Origin of the sequence: Amycolatopsis sp. A133 (genome assembly GCF_031082405.1) — a bacterium.
Taxonomy (GTDB): domain Bacteria; phylum Actinomycetota; class Actinomycetes; order Mycobacteriales; family Pseudonocardiaceae; genus Amycolatopsis.
In genome coordinates this window covers 224,620-249,112 of sequence record NZ_JAVHJU010000036.1, presented here as the reverse complement: position 1 = coordinate 249,112, position 24,493 = coordinate 224,620, and the positions used below count along the sequence as shown (strand labels likewise).

Annotated in this window: 1 protein-coding gene and 1 pseudogene; both read right to left on the bottom strand. The window is 74.8% G+C overall.

Annotated elements, in window-relative coordinates; all coding sequences use genetic code 11:
* Positions 1 to 45 precede the first annotated feature (45 nt).
* Positions 46 to 9,177: a type I polyketide synthase gene (locus Q5425_RS24085; RefSeq protein ID WP_396135233.1), complete on the bottom strand. Its 9,132-nt coding sequence runs from the start codon at positions 9,175 to 9,177 to the stop codon at positions 46 to 48.
* Positions 9,178 to 9,203: 26 nt separating this feature from the next.
* Positions 9,204 to 24,491 (bottom strand): annotated as a pseudogene (locus tag Q5425_RS24080) (type I polyketide synthase); the annotation flags it as partial.
* Positions 24,492 to 24,493 lie beyond the last annotated feature (2 nt).

The following is a 24,493-nucleotide window of genomic DNA, read 5'->3' as shown; positions in this document are numbered from 1 at the left end:
GCTCTGCCATCGCCAACCTCATCCGTTCGTCCAGTCAGGGGGGCGTCAGCCCGCCGGCGGCGGGGAAACGCCGAGCTCGTTGTCGATGAAGGCGAAGACCTCGGCCGCCGAGGCGTCCGCGAGCTGCGCCTGCCGCGGCGCCGCGGCGTCCGCGCTCCAGTGGTTCAGCAGGGACTTCAGCCGCATCTCGACGCGCATCCGGACGTTCTCGTCCGGCTCGAGGTCCGTCAGCGACGCCTCCAGCCGGTCGAGCGCGCCGAACGCCGACTCGGCGGGGGTGCCGCCGGGGGCGATCCCGGCGGCCAGGAACCGGGCCAGCGCAACCGGCGTCGGGTGGTCGAAGACGGCGGTGGCCGCCAGCCGCAGGCCGGTGACCGCGCGCAGCCGGTTGCGCACCTCGACCGCGGTCACCGAGTCGAACCCGAGGTCGCGGAACGGCCGGGTGCTGCCGATCGCCTCGGCACCGCGGTGGCCGAGCACGGCCGCGGCCTCGGTCCGGACCAGGTCGAGCACGGCCCGGTCGCGTTCGGCCTCCGGCAGCCCGGCCAGCCGCTCGCGCCACCCGGCGGCGGCGCCTTCGTCGTGCCGCTCCTGCTCGGCTTCGAGCCGGTCCAGCACGCGGCGGACCGCGGGCAGGTCCTCGATCAGCGGGCGGCGCCGCGACGCCGTGAAGGCGGGCACGAACCGCTCCCAGTCGACGTCGGCCACGGCCAGGAACGTCTCGTCGCGGTCGAGGGCGCCCTGCAGCGCGGCCACGGCCCGCCCGGGTGCCATCGGCCGCAGGCCGCGGCGGCGCAGCTGCTGCTCGCCGTCGTCGGAGGCCATCCCGCCACCGGCCCACAGCCCCCAGGCCACCGACGTGGCCTTCGCCCCGCGGGCGCGGCGCTGCTCGGCGAGCGCGTCCAGGTAGGCGTTCGCGGCAGCGTAGGCCCCTTGGCCCGCGCTGCCCCAGACGCCGGAGTTGGAGGAGAACAGCACGAACGCTTCGAGGTCGTCGCCGAGCAGGGCGTCCAGGTGCGCCGCGCCCGCGACCTTGGCGGCGAGGACGTCTTCGAACTCGTCCAGGCCGGTTTCGGCGAGGGTGCTCGACTGCGGCAGCCCTGCCGCGTGCACGACGGCCACCGGCGGGTGGCCGAGGCTGTCCAGCAGGGCTTCGACGGCCTTGCGTTCGGCGACGTCGCAGGCGGCGATGGTCACCGCGCAGCCGTACCCCCGCAGCTCTTCGGCCAGTTCGGCCGCGCCGGGAGCGGCTTCGCCCCGGCGGCTGGTGAGCACGAGGTGCTCGGCGCCGGAGCGGCCCAGCCAGCGGGCGACGTGCGCGCCCAGCGCACCCGTGCCGCCGGTGACGAGCACGGTGCCCCGCGGCCGCCACGGCTCCCCCGCCGGAGCCGGCCGCGCCGGGCGCAGCCGACGGGCCAGGATGCCGTGCGCGCGGATCGCGAGCTGGTCTTCGCCGCCGGGCTCGGCCAGCAGCCCGGCCAGCCGGTCCGCGGCCCGCTCGTCGAGCGCGGCGGGCAGGTCGACCAGCCCGCCCCAGCTCCCCGGGTACTCCAGGCCGATCACGCGGCCGAGGCCCCAGAGCTGCGCGGGCACGCTCGACGCCGGGGCGTCGCCGGCGCCGGTGGCGACCGCGCCGCGGGTGAGCAGCCACAGCGGGGCGTCGATCCCGGCGGCGGCCAGTGCCGGGGCCAGCGCGGCCGTCGCGGCCACCCCGGCCGCGATCAGCGGGTGCCCGGGCAGCGGCGTTTCGTCCAGTCCCAGCAGGGAAACGACGCCGGCGTACTCACCCGGCGGCAGGGTCTCCGGCAAGCCGGTGACGACGTCGGCGCCGCGCGCGGCGAGCGCGTCGAGCACCGCCGCGACCAGTCCACTGTGGCCCGCCGGGACGAGAGCCAGCCAGCGACCGGACAGCAGCGGCAGGGCGGGCTCGGCGACCGGCACCCAGCCGACCTTCAGGCACCAAGTGTCCATTGTGGACTCTTCGGCGCGCCGTTCGCGCCAGCGGGTCAGCGCGGGCAGCACGGCGTCGAGTGCGGCGCTGTCGACGCCGAGGACACCGGCGAGGTCGTCGGTTTCTTCGAGCGCCGTCCAGAGCCCGTCTGCGGCCGGGGCCGCGGGGGCCGGGTCCAGCCAGTACCGCTGGTGGTCGAAGGCGTACGTCGGCAGCGGGACCCGCCGGGCGCCTTCGCCGAACGCGGGCGTCCAGTCGAGGTCGACGCCGTGTACCCAAGCTTCGGCGAACGAGGTGTACAGCCGGTCGAGGCCGCCTTCGCCGCGGCGCAGCGTGCCGGTCACGACGGCTTCGTCCACAGTGTCCTGGATACTCATCGTGAGAACCGGGTGCGGGCTGCACTCGACGAAGGTGTCGTAGCCGTCCTCGGCCAGCAGCCGCGTGGTCGCGTCGAACAGCACCGGGTGGCGCAGGTTGGTGTACCAGTAGGCACCGTCGAGCCCGGCGGTGTCGATCGGCTCGGCGGTCACCGTGGAGTAGAAGGCGATCTCCGACGACCGCGGCGCAACCGGGGCGAGCAGCTCGCGCAACTCGGTCTCGATCGCCTCGACCTGGGCCGAGTGCGACGCGTAGTCCACCGGGACCCGCTTCGCGCGGATGCCGTCGGCCTCGCAGGACTCGATCAGCTCGTCGAGAGCGGCCGGCGAGCCGGACACCACGACCGCGGCCGGGCCGTTGACGGCCGCGACCGACAGCTGCTCCGTCAGCCGCGCCTCGACGGTTTCGCGGGTGGCGGCCACCGACACCATGCCACCGCGGCCGGCCAGGGCCAGGATCGCCTTGCTGCGCAACGCGACCACCCGGACAGCGTCCTCAAGGGACAACGCACCCGATACGACGGCGGCGGCGATTTCGCCCTGGGAGTGGCCGATGACCGCGTCGGGCCGGACCCCGTGGGCGCGCCAGACTTCGGCCAGGGAGACCATCACGGCGAACAGCGCGGGCTGCACGACGTCGACCCGTTGCAGCATCGCTTCGTCGCCGAGGACTTCGGGCAGCGACCACTCGACGAACGGCGCGAGCGCGCGTTCGCAGTCCCGCATGCGGGCCGCGAACGCCGCCGACGTGTCCATCAGGTCCAAAGCCATCCCCACCCACTGCGAGCCCTGCCCGGGAAAGACGAAGGCGACCTTGCCCCCGCGGCGGGCGCTGCCCCGCACCAGCCCGGGCACGGCCCGGCCGTGGGCGAGCGCGCCCAGCGGGTCGTGGCCGTCGTGCTCGCCGCCGGTCACGAGCACCGCCCGTTGCTCGAACGTAGACCGGGATTTCGCGAGGGAGTACCCCACATCTGCGGCCCGGACCCCCTGTGCGGCCCCTACGCGGGCCTGCAGCCGGCGGGCCTGCGCGGCCAGCGAGGCGGGCGTTTTCGCGGACAGGACCCAGGGCACCGGGCCGGTCGCGACCGGCCCGGACGGCTCGGGCGCGACCGGCTCCGGTGCGGCTTCGAGGACCGCGTGGGCGTTGGTGCCGCTCATCCCGAACGACGACACGGCGGCCCGGCGCGGGCGGTGCGTCTCGGGCCAGGCGCGGTTTTCGGCCAGCAGCCGGACGTTCCCGGCCGACCAGTCCACATGCGACGACGGCGTGCCGGCGTGCAGCGTGCCCGGGAGCACGCCGTGGCGCAGGGCGAGGACCATCTTGATCACACCGGCGACGCCGGAGGCGGCCTGGCTGTGCCCGATGTTGGACTTCACCGAGCCGAGCCACAGGGGTTCGGCCCGGTCGCGGCCGTAGGTGGCCAGCAGGGCCTGTGCCTCGATCGGGTCGCCGAGGGTGGTGCCGGTGCCGTGGGCTTCGACGGCGTCGACGTCGTCGAAGGTCAGCCGGGCGTTGGCCACGGCCTGGCGGATGACCTGCTGCTGCGCGGGACCGTTCGGGGCGGTCAGGCCGTTGGACGCGCCGTCCTGGTTGACCGCCGAGCCGCGGATCACCGCGAGGACCTCGTGGCCGAGGCGCTGCGCGTCGGCGAGCCGTTCGACGAGCACGACGCCGGCGCCCTCGGCCATGCCCATGCCGTCGGCGTCGTCGGAGAAGGCCTTGCAGCGGCCGTCGGCGGCGAGGGCGCGCTGGCGGCTGAAGGCGACGAACGACGCCGGGGTCGACATCAGCGCCACCCCGCCGGCCAAGGCCATCGTGCACTCGCCGGTGCGCAGCGACTGGCAGGCCAGGTGCAGCGCGACCAGGGACGACGAGCACGCCGTGTCGACGGTGACCGCCGGGCCGGTGAGCCCGAAGGTGTAGGAGATCCGGCCGGAGACGACGCTCGCGGCGCCGCCGGTGAGCAGGTGCCCCGCCGAGCTGTCCGGCTGGGCGAGCCCGATGCCGTAGTCGGCGTAGTTGGTGCCGACGAACACGCCGGTCGCGCTGCCGCGCAGGCTCTCGGGGTCGAGGCCGGCCCGCTCCATCGCCTCCCACGACGTCTCCAGCAGCAGCCGCTGCTGGGGGTCCATGGTCAGCGCCTCGCGGGGCGAGATGCCGAAGAAGCCCGGGTCGAAGTCCCCGGCGTCGTGCAGGAAGCCGCCGTGGCGGGTGTAGCTGGTGCCGTCGTGGTCCGGGTCGGGGTCGAAGAGGGCCTCGACGTTCCAGCCGCGGTCGGCGGGAAACCCGGTGATCGCGTCGCCGCCGGCGGTGATCAGCGCCCAGAGGTCTTCCGGGCTGGTGACACCGCCGGGGTAGCGGCAGCTCATCGCGACGATGGCGATCGGCTCGTCGTCGGCGACCGCGACGACGGTCTCGGGGACGGTCGCCGTGGCGCCGAGCAGGAACTCGGTGATGCGCTCGGCCGTCGGGTGGTCGAAGGCGAGGGTGGCCGGAAGCCGCTGCCCGGTCTCGGCGGCGAGGCGGTTGCGCAGCTCGACCGCGGTCAGCGAGTCGAAGCCGAGTTCCCGCAGGGCCACGCCGGGGGCGACGGCGTCCGGGCCGTCGTGGCCGAGCACCGCGGCGGCGGTGGCGCGGACCAGCTCGAGCACGGTCCGGGTGCGGTCGGCCGGGGAAAGCCCGTTGAGCCGGTCACGCAGGCCGCCCGCCGCCGGGGCGGCCGGTGTCCCGGCGGCCAGCGCGCGGCGCACCTCGGGGAGTTCGTCGAGCAGCGGGCGGGGCCGCAGGGCGGTGAAGACGGGCGCGAACCGGGCCCAGTCGACGTCGGCGAGCGCGAGGAAGGTCTCGTCGTCGGCGAGGACCTGCCGCAGGCCCGCGAACGCGAGATCGGGGTCGAGGAACGGCAGCCCCTGCCGCAGCAGGCGGCTCGCGTCGAAGTCCTGGTTGGCCTTGGCGGGGTTGGCGGCGTTCCAGACGCCCCAGGCGAGCGAGGTGGCCCGCAGGCCGCGGGCGCGACGGCGCTGGGCGAGGGCGTCGAGGTGGGCGTTGGCCGCCGCGTAGGCCGCGTGGTCGCCGCTGCCCCAGACGCCGGCGATGGAGGAGAAGAGGACAAACGCGTCGAGGTCGCGGTCGAAGACGGCATCGAGGTTTTCCGCGCCCTGGACCTTGGCGCGGGCGACGGCGGCGAATTCGGCGACGTCGGTGGCGTCGATCGAGGCCAGTTCGATGAGGGCGGCGGCGTGGACGACGGCTCGGATGTCGTGGGCTTCGGCGAGCGCTTCGACGTCGGCGCGGTCGGCGACGTCGCAGGCGGCGAAGGTGATGCCCGGGTCGGCGTCCGCGGGGGCTTGGTAACCGCGGCGGCTGGCGAGGATGACGTGCTCGGCGCCGGCGGTGCGGAGCCAGCGGGCGATCCGCGGGCCGAGGGCGCCCGTGCCGCCGGTGACCAGGACGGTGCCGCGCAGGGACCACGACGTGGGGGACGTCCGGGGTGGGGTCGCGCGGACGAGACGGCGGACCTGGACGCCGGAGGACCGGATGGCGAACTGGTCTTCGTCGCCGGGGGTGGCCAGGATGGCGGTGAGCCGGTCCAGTGCACGGGCGTCGGGCTCGGCGGGCAGGTCGATCAGCCCGCCCCAGCGGTCCGGGTGCTCCAGGCCGATCACCCGGCCGAGACCCCAGATCTGCGCCTGCGCCGGTGACGGCGAGTCCGTGTCGACCGCACCCGAGGTCAGCAGCCACAGGGGCGCGTCGATCCCGGCGTCGCCGAGGGCCTGGGCCAGCACCAGCGTCCCGGCGACCCCGGACGGCAGCTCGGGGAACTCCGGGTGCGGCCGCTCGTCGAAGCCCAGCAACGACACCACGCCCGCCACCGGCCCGGCTTCGCGCAGTCGCGCGGCCAGACTTTCGCGGTCGCCGGTCACCGGCAGGACTTCGGCGCCGAGCGTGTCCACAAGAGACGTTTCCTGACCGGGTGCGACCACCGCGAGCCAACGTCCGGACAGCGCGCCGGCGGGCTCCGGCGCGGAACGCCAGCGGATGTCGTAGCGCCAGGCGTCCACGGTGCCCTTTTCGCGGGCGGTCCGGCGCCAGTCGCTCAAGGTGGGCAGCAGCTCGTGGAGCGGAACCTCGGGATCGACGCCGAGCGTTTCCGCGAGAGATCCGCTGTCGACCGCCGCCCAGAAGCCGGAGTCCGCCGGATCGGTGACCGCGGTCCCGCCGGGCTTCAGCCAGTAATGACGCTGCTGGAAGGCGTACGTGGGCAGGTCGACGCGAGCCGCGCCGGCGAAGTACGGCGTCCAATCGACCTTGACGCCGTTGACGTGCGCTTCGGCCACCGACAGCGCGAAGCGCTCCAACCCGCCTTCGCCACGGCGCAAGGACCCCAGCGCGACGACGTCCTCCCCGATCGCCATGGTCAGCACCGGGTGCGGCGACGCCTCCACGAACGTCCCGAAACCCTCGCCCTTCAACCGTTCGACCGCCGTGTCCAGCCGCACGGTCGAACGCAGGTTCGTGTACCAGTACTCCGCGTCCAGCTCCGCGCCGTCGGCCCACTCGCCGGTGACGGTCGAGAAGAACCCGATTGCCGCCGTTCGCGGGGTGATCGGCGCGAGCACGTCCAGGAGTTCGTCCCGCAACTGCTCCACCTGGACCGAATGCGACGCGTAGTCCACCGGGATCCGGCGGGTGCGCACGTCACCGGCAGCCATGAACTCGTCGAGCGCACCAGGCTCGCCGGACACGACGGTCGCCTCCGGGCCGTTGACCGCAGCAATGCCGATCCGGTCACCCCACGGCGCCACGAGCGACGCGGTCCGCTCACGCGACGCAGCCACGGAGACCATCCCGCCCGCGCCCGCCAAAGCAAGAATGGCCTTGCTGCGCAGAGCCACCACCCGAGCACCGTCCTCAAGGGACAGCGCACCGGACACGACCGCGGCGGCGATCTCGCCCTGGGAGTGGCCGATCACCGCGTCCGGCCGCACGCCGTGGGCCGCCCAGAGCGCGGCCAGGGACACCATCATCGCGAACAGCGCGGGCTGCACGACGTCGACGCGGTCCAGTTCGACGTCGAGGACGTCCAGCAGCGAGAAGCCGGTGTGCGGTTCGAGCGCCCGCGAACATTCGGTGTACCGAGCCGCGAAGACCTCCGACGTCGCCAGGAGTTCGGTCGCCATTCCGGTCCACTGAGCGCCCTGACCGGGGAAGACCATCGCGACCTTGCCGCTCCCGGCCACCCCCGAAACGACGTGCGGCGCAGGCGTTCCGTCGGCCAAAGCGCGCACCCCGGCCAGGAGCCGCTCCCGGTCCGGACCGACCACGACGGCCCGGTGCGCGAACGCCGACCGGGTCGTCGCCAGCGAGAAGGCGATGTCGGCCGGATCACCGTCCACACCGGACAGCCGGGCCGCCTGCTCGCGCAGCGCCTCGGCGGACTTGGCCGAGAGCACCCACGGCACCAGACCGGAGGCGCTTCCCGGGGAAGACGGCGGAGCCGACGCCTCCTCCAGGATGATGTGCGCGTTGGTGCCCGAAATGCCGAACGACGACACCGCACCCCGCCGCGGCCGGTCGGCGGTCCACTCGCGGCCTTCCTGGAGCAGCTCGACGGCCCCGGCGGTCCAGTCGATCTTCGCCGACGGCGTCCGGGCGTGCAGGGTCGGCGGCATCCGGCGGTTCCGCAGCGCCATGACGAGCTTGATGACGCCGCTGACGCCCGCCGCGGCCTGGGTGTGCCCGATGTTCGACTTGACCGAACCGAGCCACAGCGGCTCGTCGCGATCCTGGCCGTAGGTGGCCAGCAGTGCCTGCGCCTCGATCGGGTCGCCGAGCGCCGTGCCGGTTCCGTGCGCCTCGACCAGGTCGACGTCCACAGTGGACAAGCGGGCGTCGGCAAGTGCGTCCCGGATCACGCGCTGCTGGGACGGGCCGTTCGGCGCCGAGAGACCGCTGCTCGCGCCGTCCTGGTTGACCGCGGTGCCGCGGACCACGGCCAGCACCGGGTGGCCGAGGCGCTGCGCGTCGGCCAGCCGCTCGACGAGCAGCATGCCGGCACCCTCGCCCCAGCCGGTGCCGTCGGCGCCGTCGGCGAACGCCTTGCACCGCCCGTTCCCGGACAGCCCGCCCTGGCGGCTCATCTCGGTGAACATGTCCGGGTTCACCATCACCGCCGCGCCGCCGGCGAGCGCGAGGTCGGACTCCCCGCGCCGCAGCGACTGGACCGCCAGGTGCAGCGCGACCAGCGACGACGAACACGCCGTGTCCACGGTGACCGACGGGCCCTCCAGGCCCAGCGTGTAGGAGATCCGGCCGGACAGGACGCTGGTGGCGGTGCCGGTCATCAGGTGCCCCGCGACCGCCTCGGCCTCCTCCCCCGCGCCGGTGCCGTAACCCTGGGAGGCCGCGCCGACGAACACCGCCGAGCGGCTGCCCCGCAAGGTCTCCGGGACGATCCCGGCGCGTTCGAGAGCTTCCCACGACGTCTCGAGCAGCAGCCGCTGCTGCGGGTCCATGGCCAGTGCTTCACGCGGGGAGATCCCGAAGAAGCCCGCGTCGAACCGGCCTGCGTCGTGCACGAAGCCGCCCTCGGCGACGAAGCCGGCGTCGTGGGCGTCGGGCCAGCCGCGGTCGGCCGGGAACCCGGACATCCCGTCGCCGCCGGTGTCCACCAGCCGCCACAGGTCCTCGGGCGAGCGGACGCCGCCGGGGAACCGGCAGGCCATCCCGACGATCGCGACCGGGGCGGACCCGGCGTCCTCGACCTCCTGGACGCGCTTGCGGGCGCGCCGGAGGTCCGCGGTCACCTTCTTCAGGTACTCCCGGAGCTTCGCGTCGTTGTCCATCAGGCCCCATCCCGTCGCGTGCCGTCCATTCAGGACAGTCCGAGTTCGTTGTCGATCAGGTCGAAGATCTCGTCGTCGCTCGCGGAGTCGAGTTCGGTGTCCTCGTCCCCGGAACCGCCCCGGCGGCGCGCGAGCAGCGTCTCCAGCCGCGCGGTGACGCGGCGGCTGTCCCCGGCGCGTTCCAGCAGCCGGTCCAGTTCCGCCAGCACCGCGGCCTCCGTGTCGACGGCCGCGGGGGCGAGCCCGGCGAGCAGGTGCGCGGCCAGGTCGGCGGGCGACGGGTGGTCGAAGATGAGCGTGGCCGGCAGCCGCAGCCCGCTCTCGGCGGTGAGGCGGTTGCGCAGCTCGACCGCGGTGAGCGAGTCGAAACCCAGGTCGAGGAAGCCGCGGCCGCCCTCGACGTCGGCGGCCGAGCCGTGGCCCAGCACCGTGGCGACGTGCCCGCGCACGACGTCGAGCAGGAAGTCGCCGCGCTCGGCCTCGGGCACGCTTGCCAGCCTCTCGGCCAGCGCGGGGCCTTCGCCCGGCACAGCCACCGAAGCGGTCCGGCGGGCCGGCGCCCGCACCAGCGACGCGAACAGCGGCGGCAGCCCGGACTGCGCACCCAGCGCGGCCGGGTCGAGCTGCAGCGGCAGCAGCGCCGGTTCCGGCCGGGCGGCCGCGACGTCGAACAGGTCGAGGCCGCGTTCGGCGGTGAACGGGACGAAGGCGGACCGCGCCAGTTTCGCGAGGTCCGCATCGCGCAGCATGCCGTCGGTGGCCCACGGCCCCCAGCCCAGCGACCCGGCCGGGAGTCCCCGGGCCGCGCGGTGCTGCGCCAAGGCGTCGAGGAAGGCGTTCGCCGCGGCGTAGTTGCCCTGGCCGGGGCTGCCCAGCGTGGCTGCCGCCGAGGAGAACAGGACGAACGCCGAGAGACCGACGTCCCGGGTGAGCTCGTGCAGGTTCAGGGCCGCGTCGACCTTCGGCCGCAGCACCGCGTTGAGCCGCTCCGGCGTCAGGGACGCGACGACGCCGTCGTCGAGGACACCGGCCGCGTGCACCACGCCGGTGAGCGCCGGGATCGCAGCCAGCACGGCGGCCAGCTCGCGGCGGTCGGCGGCGTCGCCGGCCACGATCCGGACGTCCGCGCCGAGTTCCCGCAGCCCGGCGGCCAGCTCGGCCGCGCCGGGCGCGGCAGGTCCGCGCCGGCTCAGCAGGACCAGGTCCCGCACGCCGTGCCCGGTGACCAGCCGCCGGGCGACCAGGCCGCCCAGCGCGCCGGTGCCGCCGGTGATCAGCACCGTGCCGTCGCCGAAGCACGGCGGCATGGTGAGCACGACCTTGCCGACGTGCTTGGCCTGGCTGACGAAGCGGAACGCCTCCGGGGCGCGCCGGACGTCCCAGGTCCGCACCGGCAGCGGCGTCAGCGCTCCGGCCTCGAACAGCGCGAGCACTTCGGCGAACAGCTCCCGGATGCGGTCCGGGCCCGCTTCGACGAGGTCGAACGCCTGGTACCGGACGCCCGGGTAGGCGGCGGCGACGGCGGTCCCGTCGCGCACGTCGGCCTTGCCCATCTCGAGGAAGCGCCCGCCGCGCGGCATCAGCGCGAAGGAGGCGTCGACGAACTCGTTGGTCAGCGCGTTGAGCACGACGTCGACCCCCCGGCCGCCGCTGGCCTCGCGGAAGAGTTCCGAAAACCCGGTCGTGCGGGAGGACGCGAGGTGCGCGTCATCGAGTCCGGAGGCGCGCAGGACGTCCCACTTGCCGGGGCTCGCGGTGGCGTAGACCTCGGCGCCGAGGTGGCGGGCCAGCTGGATGGCGGCCATGCCGACCCCGCCGGCGCCCGCGTGCACCAGCACGGACTCCCCCGCGCGCAGCCCGGCCAAGTCGACCAGGCCGTAGTAGGCGGTGAGGAAGACGATGGGGACCGACGCGGCTTCGCTGAACGACCAGCCGTCGGGGATCTTCGCGAGCATCCGCTGGTCGGCGACCGAGCGCGGCCCGAAGGAGCCGGGGAAGAACCCCATCACCTTGTCGCCGGGGGCGAGCCCGGTGACGCCTTCACCGCAGTCGAGCACGACGCCGGCGCCTTCGATGCCCATGAGCGGCTCGCCCGGGTACACGCCGAGGCCGATGAGGACGTCGCGGAAGTTCATCCCGGCGGCGCGGATGGCCACCCGGACCGTGCCCGGCTCGAGGCGCTCGGGCAGCGGGTTCGGGACGAGGGCGAGGTTTTGCAGGGTGCCGCGGCCGGTGCTGTCGAGCCGCCAGTTGCCCTCGGCGGGGGGCTGGAGCAGGGAGCCGGAGCCGGCACGCACGAGCCGCGCGGCCAGTGCGCGGCCGTCCCGCAGCGCGAGCTGCGGTTCCCCGGAGGCAACCGCGCCCAGCAGCGCCGCCGAGCGCGGGTCTTCGTCGTCGAGGTCGACCAGGACGAGCCGGCCGGGGTTCTCGAACTGCGCCGACCGCAGCAGGCCCCACACGGGTGCGGCGGTGAGGTCGGGGACGCGGTCGCCGTCGGCCGCGCCGACCGCGCCGCGGGTCACCAGCACCAGCCGGGCGGTGGCGAACCGCTCGTCGGCCAGCCACTCCCGGACCAGCTCCAGCGCGAAGGCGGCCCGTTCGCGCGGCTGCGTCGAGTGCCGGATCGCGGAGAACACGTACTGCGGTTCTTCGCCGCTTTCCTCGGTGCGGCGGCCGAGTTCCGCCAGGTCCACACAGGACTCGACGGTGCCGGCCGAGCCGAGCCCGGCCACCAGGCCCAGCGGGTCCGGGCCGATGACCGCGTACCGGCCGCCCACCGGCTCCGGCACCGGGATCGGCGTCCACTCGACGGCGAACAGCGCGTCGGCGGCGTCCGGGCCGCGCAGCTGGGCGGCCGAGACCGGGCGCAGCACCAGCGCGTCGACCGAAGCGACCGGTGCGCCGGTGGAGTCGGCGACGTCGACGGCGACCGCGTCCCCGGCGCCGGGCCGCAGCCGGACCCGCAGCGCGGTGGCGCCGGTGGCGTGCAGGGTGACGCCGGTCCAGGCGAACGGCAGCCGCGGGCCGGTTTCGCCGTCACGCAGGCCCAGGGCGTGCAGTGCGGCGTCCAGCAGGGCCGGGTGCAGGCCGAACGCGCCCGCCTGCTGCTGGTCCGGCAGCGCGACCTCGGCGTAGATCTCCTCGCCGAGGCGCCAGGCCGCACGCAGGCCGCGGAAGGCCGGGCCGTAGCCGAACCCGGACGCCGCGAGCGTGTCGTAGAAGCCCGTCACGTCAACGGGTTCCGCGCCGGCGGGCGGCCACTCGGCCGGCGTGGCCGGTTCCGCCGCGGCCGGCGGCGCGAGAACGCCCGCGGCGTGCGCGGTCCACTCGTCCCGGCCCTCCGGGCGCGAGTGGATCGTCAGCTCGCGACGGCCGTCGGCGTCCGGGCCGCCGGCCGACACCTGGATCGCGACGGCGTCCTGCTCGCGCAGCACGAGCGGCGCGGCGAGGGTCAGTTCCTCCACGACCGGGCAACCGGCCTGGTCACCCGCCCGGATCGCCAGCTCGACGAACGCGGTGCCGGGCAGCAGGACGGTGCCGAGCACGGCGTGGTCGGCCAGCCACGGCTGCGCGCCGAGGGACAGCCGCCCGGTGAGCACGACGCCGTCGCCCCCGGCCAGCGGCAGCGTCGCGGCCAGCAGCGGGTGCGCCGCGTCGGTGAGCCCGGCCGCGCCGACGTCGCCGGCCACGGCGGAGACCTCGGGCCAGTACCGCCGGTGCTGGAAGGCGTAGGTCGGCAGCGGAACCCGGCGGGCACCGGGGACCGCGGCCGAGAAGTCGACGGGGACGCCGCGGACCCACAGCCCGGCGAGCGCGGCGACGAAGGTGCGTTCCTCCGGCCGGTCCCGCCGCAGCAGCGGCACGGCCACGACGTCCTCGCCGAGGCAGTCGGCGGCCATCGCGCTGAGCACCGCGTCCGGCCCGGCTTCGAGGAAGGTCCGGACGCCGTGGGCGGCGAGGGTGGCGACGGCGTCGGCGAACCGCACCGACGCCCGCACCTGGCGCACCCAGTAGTCCGGAGTGGACAGTTCCGGGCCGGCGAGCTCGCCGGTCACCGTCGAGACCACGGCCCGCTCGGCCGGGTGGTAGGTCAGCCGCCGCGCGACCGCGGCGAAGCCCTCGAGCATCGCGTCCATCCGCGGGGAGTGGAAGGCGTGGCTGACCTTGAGCCGCTTGGTCCGCACACCCGCCGCGGCGAACCCGGCGGCCAGCTCCAGCACGGCGTCCTCGTCACCGGAAACGACGACCGAGCCGGGCCCGTTCACCGCCGCGATGCCGGCCCGGCCGCCGGTCTTGGCCACCTCGGCGGCCACGGCTTCCTCGCCGGCGCGCAGCGACACCATCGCCCCGCCGTCCGGCAGGGCCTCCATCAGCCGGCCGCGCGCGGCGACCAGCTCGGCGGCGTCGGGCAGGGACAGGACACCGGCGACGTGCGCGGCGACCAGCTCGCCGATCGAGTGGCCGGCGAGGTGGTCCGGCCGCACGCCCCAGCTCTCGGCCAGCCGGTACAGGGCCAGCTCCACGGCGAACAACGCCGTCTGGGTGTACGCGGTCCGGTCCAGCAGCGCGGCTTCGAGCGTGCCGGGCTCGGCGAACACCAGGTCACGCAGGGAGTGCTCCAGGTGCGGGTCGAGGTGCGCGCAGGCCTCGTCGAACGCGTCGGCGTAGACCTCGAACCGGGTGTAGAGCTCCCGGCCCATCCCGGCGCGCTGGGCGCCCTGCCCGGTGAACAGCACGGCGAGCGGGCCGGTGGCCGCCTCGCCCGAGATCACCTCGGCGGCCGGCGTGCCGGCGGCGAGCGCGGCCAGTCCCGGCCGGAAGTCGCCGGCCGTCGTCCCGAGCACAACGGCACGGTGGTCCAGCGCGGCCCGGCCGGTGGCGAGGGAGAATCCGACGTCGGCCGGGTGGTCGTCCACTTCGGACAGCCGGGCGGCCTGGGCGCGCAGCGCGGCCACCGACCGGCCGGACACCGGCCACGGCACCAACCCCGTGCCCTCGGTCGCGGCCACGGTAGGAACGGGCTCGGCCTGCTCGATGATGGTGTGCGCGTTGGTCCCGGAGATGCCGAAGGAGGAGACGCCGGCGCGGCGCGGCCGGTCGGACGGCCAGTCCCGGGTCTCGGTCAGCAGCTCGACCGCCCCCGCCGTCCAGTCCACATGGGACGTCGGCGCGTCGACGTGCAGCGACTTGGGCAGCACGCCGTGGCGCATCGCCATGACCACCTTGATGATCCCGGCGGCCCCGGCGGCGGCCTGCGTGTGGCCGATGTTCGACTTCACCGAGCCCAGCCACAGCGGCGTCTCGCGGTCCTGGCCGTAGGTGGCCAGCACCGCTTGGGCCTCGATCGGGTCGCCGAGGGTCGTCCCGGTGCCGTGCGCTTCGACGACGTCCACATCGGACGGCTCGAGCCCCGCGTTCGCCAGTGCGGCCCGGATCACGCGTTGCTGCGAGGGGCCGTTCGGTGCGGTCAGGCCGTTGGACGCGCCGTCGGAGTTGACCGCCGAACCCCGCACGAGCGCCAGGACCTCGTGGCCGTGGCGGCGGGCGTCCGAGAGCCGTTCCAGCAGGAGCAGCCCGGCGCCCTCGGCCCAGCCGGTGCCGTCGGCCGCCTCGGCGAACGGCTTGCACCGGCCGTCGGGGGCCAGCCCGCGCTGCCGGCTGAACTCGACGAACGCGCCCGGCGTCGACATGACCGTGACCCCGCCGGCGACGGCCATCGTGGATTCGCCCTGGCGCAGCGACTGGCACGCCAGGTGCAGTGCGACCAGCGACGACGAGCAGGCCGTGTCCACCGCGACCGACGGGCCCTCCAGCCCGAAGGTGTAGGAGAGGCGCCCGGCGATGACGCTGGTGGTGTTCCCGGTCAGGAGGTGCCCCTCGACCCCGGTGGAAGCGCCGCTGTCACGGGAAAGCGACGCGCCGAGCAGGGTGACGTAGTCCTGGCCGTTGGTGCCGGCGAACACCCCGGTCTTGGTGCCGCGCAGCGAGTGCGGGTCGATGCCCGCCCGCTCGAACAGCTCCCACGCCGTCTCCAGCAGCAGCCGCTGCTGCGGGTCCATCGCGAGGGCCTCGCGGGGCGAGATCCCGAAGAACCCGGCGTCGAAATCCCCGACACCGTCGAGGAACCCGCCCTCGCGGGCGTAGCTGCGGCCGCTCTTGCCCGGGTCGGGGTCGTAGAGCGCCCCGACGTCCCAGCCGCGGTCGGCGGGGAACGCGGCGATGCCGTCGCCGCCCGTGCCGACCAGGCGCCAGAGGTCTTCCGGCGAGCGGACGCCGCCCGGGTAGCGGCAGCTCATCGCGACGATGGCGATCGGGTCGTCGGCGACGCCGGCCACGGTCGCGGGCGCGCCCGGTTCCGGGGCATCCGCGCCGAAGATCTCTTCGAGCAGGCGGTCGGTCAGGTCCGCCGGGGTCGGGTGGTCGAACACCAGCGTCGAAGGCAGGGCGAGGCCGGTTTCGGCGGCCAGGCCGTTGCGCAGCTCGACCGCGGTGAGCGAGTCGAAGCCCAGGTCCTTGAACGGCCGGACCGGCTCGATGGCCTCGGCGCCGTCGTGCCCGAGGACCGCCGCGGCGCCGGCGCGCACGACGTCCAGGAGCACCCGACGGCGTTCGGGGCCGGGCAGCGCGGCCAGGCGCGTGGTCAGCTCGGCCGTGCCGCGGGCCGCCGGCGCCTCGCCGACGGTGAATTCGGGCAGTTCGGCCATGAGCGGCCGGGGCCGGGCGGCCGCGTACGACGGCGCGAACCGGGCCCAGTCGACGTCCGCGACGACCACGGTGGTCTCGTCGAGCTCGACGGCCTGCAGCAGCGCCCGCAGCCCGAGGACCGGGTCCAGGGGGTTGAGCCCACGACGGCGGAGGAGCTCTTCGCCCTCTTCGGACGCACCCATGCCGGCTCCCGCCCACGGTCCCCAGGCGATCGAGGTGCCGGTGCGCCCGGCGGCGCGGCGGCGCTCGGCCAGCGCGTCGAGGTGGGCGTTGGCCGCCGCGTAGGCGCCCTGGTGGCCGCTGCCCCAGACCCCGGCGATGGACGAGAACAGCACGAACGCGTCGAGGTCGTCACCGAGCAGCTCGTCGAGGTGGACCGCGCCGTCGACCTTGGCCCCGACCACTTCCGCGAAGTCCTGGGTGGACGATGCGGTGATGGGGGTGAACCGGCCGTGGCCCGCGGCGTGGAAGACCGCGGTCACGGACCGTCCGGCCAGGACTGCGGCCAGTGCCGCGCGGTCGGCGACGTCGCAGGCGATGATCTCGGCTTCCGCACCGAGGTCGCGCAGCTGCGTAGCGAGGTCGTCCGCGCCCGGGGCGGCCGGACCGCGGCGGCTGAGGAGCAGGAGGTGCCGGGTTCCGCGGGCGGCCAGTTCCCGGGCCAGCGCGCTGCCCAGTGCCCCGGTGCCGCCGGTGACGAGGACGGTGCCCGAGGGGGTCCAGCCGCCGGGTTCGGCGCCCGCCGGGGCCCGGACGAGCCGGGGTACGAAGGCCCCGGATGCCCGCAGCGCCACCTGGTCCTCGGCGGTGCCGGCGGCGAGGAGGCCCGCGAGCCGGGCGTGGCCGCGGTCGTCGAGGGTGGCCGGCAGGTCCAGCAGGCCGATCTCGCGGCCGGTGAGTTCGAGGGCGGCGACCCGGCCGAGGCCCCAGACCTGCGCGAGCGCCGGATCGGGTGCGGTGTCGGAGCGGGCGGTGCGCACGGCTCCGGTGGTGACGCACCAGAGCGGGCCGGGCAGGTCGGCTTGGAGCACGGTGAGGGCTTCGCCGAGGTCCGCCGGGAAGGCCAGCGCACCGGCGATGTCGTGCACGTCGTGCAGGCGTTCGACGGGCACGGTGCGGACTTCCGCGCCCCGCTCGGCCAGGCTTTCGGCGATCCCGGCGTGCTCGGTGCCGATGATCAGCCAGGTGCCGGAGAGCCGGCCGGCCGGGATCGGGTGGGGCCGCCAGGCCACGCGGTAGCGCCACGATTCGAGGGTGTTCGCCTCGCGGTGCCGGGTGCGCCAGGCCTTGAGCGCGGGCTGGATCGCGACGGCGAGGTCCTCGTCGACGGCGAGGTCGCGGGCCAGGTCGCCGTGCTCGACGAGGGACCAGAACCCGGTGTCGGCGGTATCGGCCACGGCCTGCGGACGAGCGGGTTCGAGCCAGTACCGCCGGTGCTCGAAGGGGTATGTCGGCAGCGCGACGGCACGGCCGGCCGAACCGGCGTAGAGGCTCGGCCAGTCCAGGTCGACGCCGCTGACGTGCAGCCGGGCGAGTGCGGTGAACAGGGTGCGTTCTTCGTCGCGGTCGCGGCGCAACGCCGGGATCGCCTTACCGGGCACCATCGAGCTGAGCACCCCGTCCGGACCCAGCTCCAGGAACACCCCGACACCGGCCGTTTCCAACGTCGAAACGCCATCGGCGAACCGGACCGCTTCACGGACGTGGCGCACCCAGTACTCCGCGGTGAACGGCTCCGCGAGAGCACCGCTCACATTCGAGATCACCGGGATTTCGGCGGGGTGGTAGTGGAGTTGCTCCGCCACCGCGCGGAACTCGTCGAGCATCGGGTCCATCAGCGGCGAGTGGAACGCGTGACTCACCTTCAGCCGCTTGGTCTTGGGGAACTTCGCCGCGATGGCCAGCACCGCGGCTTCGTCACCGGAGATCACCACCGATTCCGGGCCGTTCACGGCCGCGATGGAGACACCTTCGGTCAGGACGATGTCGGCTTCGGGGGCGGCGATCGACACCATTGCGCCACCGGCGGGCAGCGCCTGCATCAGCGACGCGCGGGCCGCCACCAGGCGGCACGCGTCCTCAAGGGACAGCACCCCGGCGACGTGGGCAGCGGAGATCTCGCCGATCGAGTGCCCGGCCACAAAATCCGGCCGCACGCCCCACGACTCCATCAACCGGAACAGCGCCACTTCGACCGCGAACAACGCCGGCTGGGTGAACTCGGTCCGGTCCAAGCGCTCGGCGTCGTCGAAGGCTTCACGCAACTCCGGACCGAACTGCGCAAGCACGGCGTCGAAAGCTTCGGCATAGACCGGAAAGCGGTCATAGAGCCCCCGGCCCATCCCGGCCCGCTGCGCGCCCTGGCCGGTGAACAACACGGCCAGCAGCGCATCCCGGTCGGCGGTGCCGGTCACCACGGCCGCGTCGGTTCCGCCGTCGGCGAGGACACCCAGCGCCCGGTCGATCTCCTGGCCGTCCGCAACGAGCACCGCGCGGTGATCGTGCGTGGCGCGCGTGAAAGCCAAGGAGTACGCGAGGTCCTGGGGCGCCAAGTCCGTGCCCCGCAGCCGCTCGGCTTGAGCCCGCAACGCCGTGGCACTCCGGGCCGACAGCGGCACGAGCGGCGGCGTCGCGTCCGGAGCGGCGGGCGGGACCGTGCCGGGTTCGGCTTCCTCCAAGACGACGTGGGCGTTGGTGCCGCTCACCCCGAACGCCGACACGGCAGCGCGGCGCGGGCCGTCGGAAGCCCACTCGCGTTCCTCGGTGAGCAGCTCCACAGCACCGGCCGACCAGTCCACATGGGACGAAGGCGCGTCGACGTGCAGGGTGCGCGGCAGCACGCCGTGCCGCATGGCGAGCACCATCTTGATCACCCCGGCCACGCCGGAGGCGGACTGCGTGTGCCCGATGTTCGACTTCAGCGCGCCGAGCCACAGCGGCCGGTCCCGGTCACGGCCGTAGGTGGCCAGCAGCGCCTGCGCCTCGATCGGGTCGCCGAGGCGGGTCCCCGTGCCGTGCGCTTCGACGGCGTCGACGTCCGAAGCAGACAGACCGGCGTTCGCGAGCGCGGCCCGGATCACCCGCTGCTGAGAGGGGCCGTTCGGGGCGCTCAGGCCATTGGAAGCACCGTCCTGGTTGACCGCCGACCCGCGGACCACGGCGAGCACCGAGTGGCCGTTCCGCCGGGCGTCCGACAGGCGTTCCAGCAGGACCAAGCCGACGCCTTCGCCCCAGCCGGTGCCGTCGGCGGCATCGGCGAAGGACTTGCACCGGCCGTCCTCGGCGAGGCCGCGCTGGCGGCTGAACTCGACGAACGCCGCCGGGTGCGCCATCACCGTGACCCCGCCCGCGAGAGCCATCGAACACTCGCCCTGCCGCAGCGACTGGCAGGCCAGGTGCAGCGCCACCAGCGACGACGAACACGCCGTGTCGACGGTGACCGCCGGGCCCTCCAGCCCGAACGTGTAGGACAGGCGGCCCGAGACGACGGCCGGGGCGCTGCCGGTCAGCAAGTAGCCCTCGGAGCCGCCGGACTCGTCGCGCGCGCCGACGCCGTAGCCGGACGACGTCGCGCCGACGAACACGCCGGTTCCGCTGCCGCGCAACGACTCCGGGTCGATCCCGGCCCGCTCGAACACCTCCCACGACGTCTCCAGCAGCACCCGCTGCTGCGGGTCCATCGCCAATGCTTCGCGCGGCGAGATGCCGAAGAACCCGGCGTCGAACTCCGCCGCCGTGGTCATGAACCCGCCTTCGCGGGTGTAGCTGGTGCCGAGGTTCGCCGGGTCCGGGTCGTAGAGCGCGGCGAGGTCCCAGCCGCGGTCGGCGGGGAACGGGCCGACGCCGTCCGCGCCGTCGGCCAGCAGGCGCCACAGGTCCTCGGGCGACCGCACGTCCCCCGGGTAGCGGCAGCCCATGGCGACGATCGCGATCGGCCCGTCGGACGCGGCGGTGGTGACCGGGCCGTCGTCGGCCGCGGCGCCGGAGACCTCGCGCAGCAGGTGACCCGCCAGTGCCCGCGGGTGCGGGTGGTCGAAGACGACGGTCGAGGGCAGCCGGACGCCGGTCGCGGCCGTCAGCCGGTTGCGGAGTTCGACGGCGGTCAGCGAGTCGAAGCCGAGTTCGCGGAAGGCCCGGTCGGCGGGGACGGCCGCACCCGAGTCGTGCCCCAGCACGGCGGCGGCCTGGGCGCGCACGAGGTCGAGGACGTGGTGCGCGGCCTCCCGCGGGCCGAGCCCGCGCACGGTCTCGGCGAGTCCGGTGCCGACCTCGGTGACGACCTCTTCCGCCTGCTCGCGCAGTTCGGGCAGGTCTTCGATGAGCGGACGGCGCCGCGCGGCGGTGAACCCGACGGCGAACCGGGGCCAGTCCACGTCGGCGACGGCCACGAACGTCTCGTCGGCGTCGAGCGCGTGCTGCAGGGCGGCGATGGCGAGCCCCGGGTCCATTTCCCGCAGGCCGCGACGGCGCAGGTGGTCTTTCGCCGCGGCGCTGCCCGCCATGCCGTCGCCCGCCCAGGAGCCCCAGGCCACCGCCGTCGCCGTCCGCCCGGCCGCGCGACGGCGGGCGGCGAGCGCGTCGAGGTGGGCGTTCGCGGCGGCGTAGGCGCCCTGTCCGGCGCTGCCCCAGACCCCGGCGTTGGAGGAGAAGAGGACGAAGGCGTCGAGGTCGTCGCCGAGCAGTTCGTCGAGGTGGTCGGCGCCGAGAGCCTTGGCCGCGAGGACGTCGGCGAATTGTCCGATGCCGGTCTCGGCGATGGTGGCCGCTTGCGGCAGGCCGGCGGTGTGGACGACCGCACGCACATCGTCGAGGCTTCCGACGAGCGCGGCCACGGCGTCGCGGTCGGCGAGGTCGCAGGCCGCGAAGGTCACTTCGGTGCCGAGGGCGGTCAGTTCGGCTTCGAGGTCGGCGGCGCCGGGGGCATCGGCGCCGCGGCGGCTGACGAGGACGAGGTGGGCCGCGCCGCTCCGGGCCAGCCAGCGGGCGACGTGCCCGCCGAGCGCGCCGGTGCCGCCGGTGACGAGCACGGTGCCTGCGGGCCGCCACTGCCGCGCGGGTGCACTGACCGGGGCGTGCGCGAGCCTCCGCGCGAAGACACCGGAGGCGCGGACGGCAACCTGGTCTTCGCGGTCGAGCCCGGCCAGGACGGCGGCCAGGCGCCGCGCGGCGCGGGGGTCCAGGGTGGCGGGGAGGTCGACGAGGCCGCCCCAGCGTTCGGGGTGTTCAAGGCCGATGACGCGGCCCAGGGCCCAGATTTGCGCGGGATCGGCGGAGGGGGCGTGGTCGCCGGGAAGGGCGGCGACGGCGTTGCGGGTCAGCAGCCAGAGGGGCGCGGCGGTTCCGGCGAGAGCCTGGGTGAGGAGGAGGGTGCCGGGGGCGTCGGGAAGGAGGGAGATGACCCCGGCGGCTTCGGTCAGTGCGGGCCCGGCATCTCCGGCGGCGGCTTCGGCGAGCCCCGCGAGTCCGGCATCCCCGCCGGCGGCTTCGGCGAGCGCCGCAGACTCGGCACTTCCAGCGGCGAGGTCGGCCACCTCGGTATCCCCGGCGAGTGCCGCACGCTGTTCACCTCCAGCGGCGAGGCTGTTCGCCACCTCGGCGGCGGAAAGCCCGCCGCTCGGCCACTCGAGCGTCACCGGCTCGGCACCAGCGGCCGCGAGGCAATTCGTCAGCTCCGTCGCGTCCGTGCCGGGTGCGGCCACCACCACCCAGCGCCCGGACAACCTCCCTGCCTCCGGCTCGGCCAGGGGTTTCCACTCCACCCGGTACCGCCACGAATCCACAGTGGACTTCTCCTGCCGCAGCCGCCGCCAGCGGGCGAGGGCCGGCAGCAGCTCGGCGAACGACGTCTCCGAACCGACGCCGAGCAGCTCGGCCAGCGTGCCGAGGTCTTCGCCGTCGACCGCGGACCAGAACCGGGCGTCCGCCGGGTCCGCCGCCGCGGGCCGCTGAGGTGCGTCGAGCCAATACCGCTTGCGCTGGAAGGCGTAGGTCGGGAGATCTACCACCCGGCCGTCGGGGAACGCCGGGGTCCAGTCCACCGCCACCCCGTTCACGTGCGCCTCGGCGAGTGCCGTGTGGAACCGGGTCAGCCCGCCGTCGTCCCGGCGCAACGAGCCCAGCGCGAGCACGTCCTCCCCGAGCGCCATGGTCAGCACCGGGTGCGGCGACGCCTCCACGAACGTCCCGAAACCCTCGCCCGTCAACCGCTCGACCGCCGTGTCCAGCCGCACAGTCGAACGCAGGTTCGCGTACCAGTACTCCGCGTCCAGCGCGGACCCGTCGATCCACTCGCCGGTGACCGTCGAGATGAACGCCGTCTCCCCCGGCCGGGGCGTGATCGGACCGAGGACTTCGAGCAGCTCGTCGTGCAGCTGCTCCACCTGCACCGAGTGCGAGGCGTAGTCCACCGGCACCCGCTTCGCGCGAATACCGTCCGCCTCACACGAAGCGATCAACGCATCGAGCGCGGCCGGCTCGCCGGAGACGACCACCGCGGACGGACCGTTCACCGCCGCGATCGACAAACCGTCCGCCAGCCGTTCCTCGACGGCGGAAAGCGGAGCAGCGACCGAAACCATGCCGCCGCGTCCGGCCAGCGCGAGGATCGCCTTGCTGCGCAACGCGACCACCCGAGCACCGTCCTCGAGCGACAGAGCCCCCGAAACGACGGCGGCAGCGATCTCACCCTGGGAATGGCCCACCACGGCGTCGGGAACCACACCATGGGACCGCCACAGCTGCGCCAGCGACACCATCACCGCGAACAACGCCGGCTGCACCACGTCGACCCGGGCGAGCGCCGAATCGTCCGCCAGGACGTCCCGCAACGACCAGTCCACAAAGGACGCAAGAGCGACCGCGCACTCGTCGAGGCGCGCCGCGAACACCGGCGACGATGCCGCCAGCTCCAAGGCCATCCCGGTCCACTGCGCACCCTGACCCGGGAACACCAGCGCGACCTTGCCGCGAGCCGAAGTTTCCCCGGTGACCACGGCCGGGCTCGGCGAGCCGGCGGCGAGAGCGGCCAGCCCGCCCTCCCCGGTGACCACCGCACGGTGGCCGAGCAACGCCCGCGACTTGACCAGCGAAAACCCGATGTCGGCCGGGTCGCCGTCGTGGCCGAGCAGCGCGGCCGCCTGGGCCCGCAAAGCTTCGGGAGACCCGGCCGACAACACCCACGGCACCGGTCCCGACGCCGCCCGCGACGGTGGCGCGGCGTCCTCGGCAGGAGCCTGTTCCAGGATCACGTGCGCGTTCGTCCCGCTGACCCCGAACGACGAGACGCCGATCCGCCGCGGCTGCCCGGTCTCCGGCCACGGCGCCGCCTCGGTGAGCAGCCGGACCTCCCCGGCGCTCCAGTCCACTTGGGACGACGGCGCGTCGATGTGCAGCGAGCGCGGCAGCAGCCCGCGGCGCATGGCCTGGACGGACTTGATGATCCCGGCCACGCCGGCGGCCGCCTGGGTGTGCCCGAGGTTGGACTTCACCGAGCCGAGGAGCAGCGGGCGGTCGGCGGCGCGGCCGCGGCCGTAGGTGGCCAGCAGGGCCTGGGCCTCGATCGGGTCGCCCAGCGTGGTGCCGGTGCCGTGCGCCTCGACCGCGTCCACCTGCTCGGCCGACAGCTGGGCGCGCTCCAGCGCGGCGCGGATGACCCGCTGCTGCGACGGCCCGTTCGGCGCGGTCAGGCCGCTGCTCGCGCCGTCGGAGTTCACCGCGGAGCCGCGGACGACGGCGAGCACCGGGTGCCCGTGGCGGCGGGCGTCGGAAAGGCGTTCGACGAGCAGCATGCCCGCGCCCTCGCCCCAGCCGGTGCCGTCGGCGGCGTCGGCGAAGGGCTTGCAGCGGCCGTCGGCGGCCAGGCCGCGCTGACGGCTGAACGCGGTGAACGTGCCCGGCGTGGCCATCACCGTGACGCCGCCGGCCAGTGCCAGGGAGCAGTCACCGAGCCGGACGGCCTGGCAGGCCAGGTGCAACGCGACGAGCGACGACGAGCAGGCCGTGTCGATGGTGACCGCGGGGCCTTCGAGGCCGAGGGTGTAGGCGATCCGGCCGGAGGCGACGCTGCCCGCGCTGCCGTTGCCGAGGTGGGCCTCGAACTCCGCGAACACCTCCGGCGCGAGCAGCAGCCGGGCCGCGTAGTCGGAGTACATCACCCCGGCGTAGACGCCGACCTTCTCGCCGCGCACGGACGCCGGGTTGATGCCCGCCCGCTCCAGCACCTCCCAGGACACCTCCAGGAGCAGCCGCTGCTGGGGGTCCATGGCGAGGGCTTCGCGCGGGGAGATCCCGAAGAACCCGGCGTCGAAGTCGGCCGCGTCGTGCAGGAACGCGCCCTCCCGGGTGTAGCTGGTGCCCGCGCTGCCGGGGTCGGCGTCGTACAGGGCCTCGAGGTCCCAGCCGCGGTCGGCGGGGAAGGCCCCGACCGCGTCCTCCCCCGCTTCCAGGAGGTCCCACAGCTGTTCGGGGGTGCGGACGCCGCCGGGGAACCGGCAGCTCATGCCGACGATCGCGACCGGTTCCTGCGCCCGGTCCTCGTTCTCCTTGAGCCGCCGCCGGGCTTCGCGCAGATCGGCCGTGGCCCGCTTGAGGTAGTCCAGGAGCTTCTGTTCGTTCG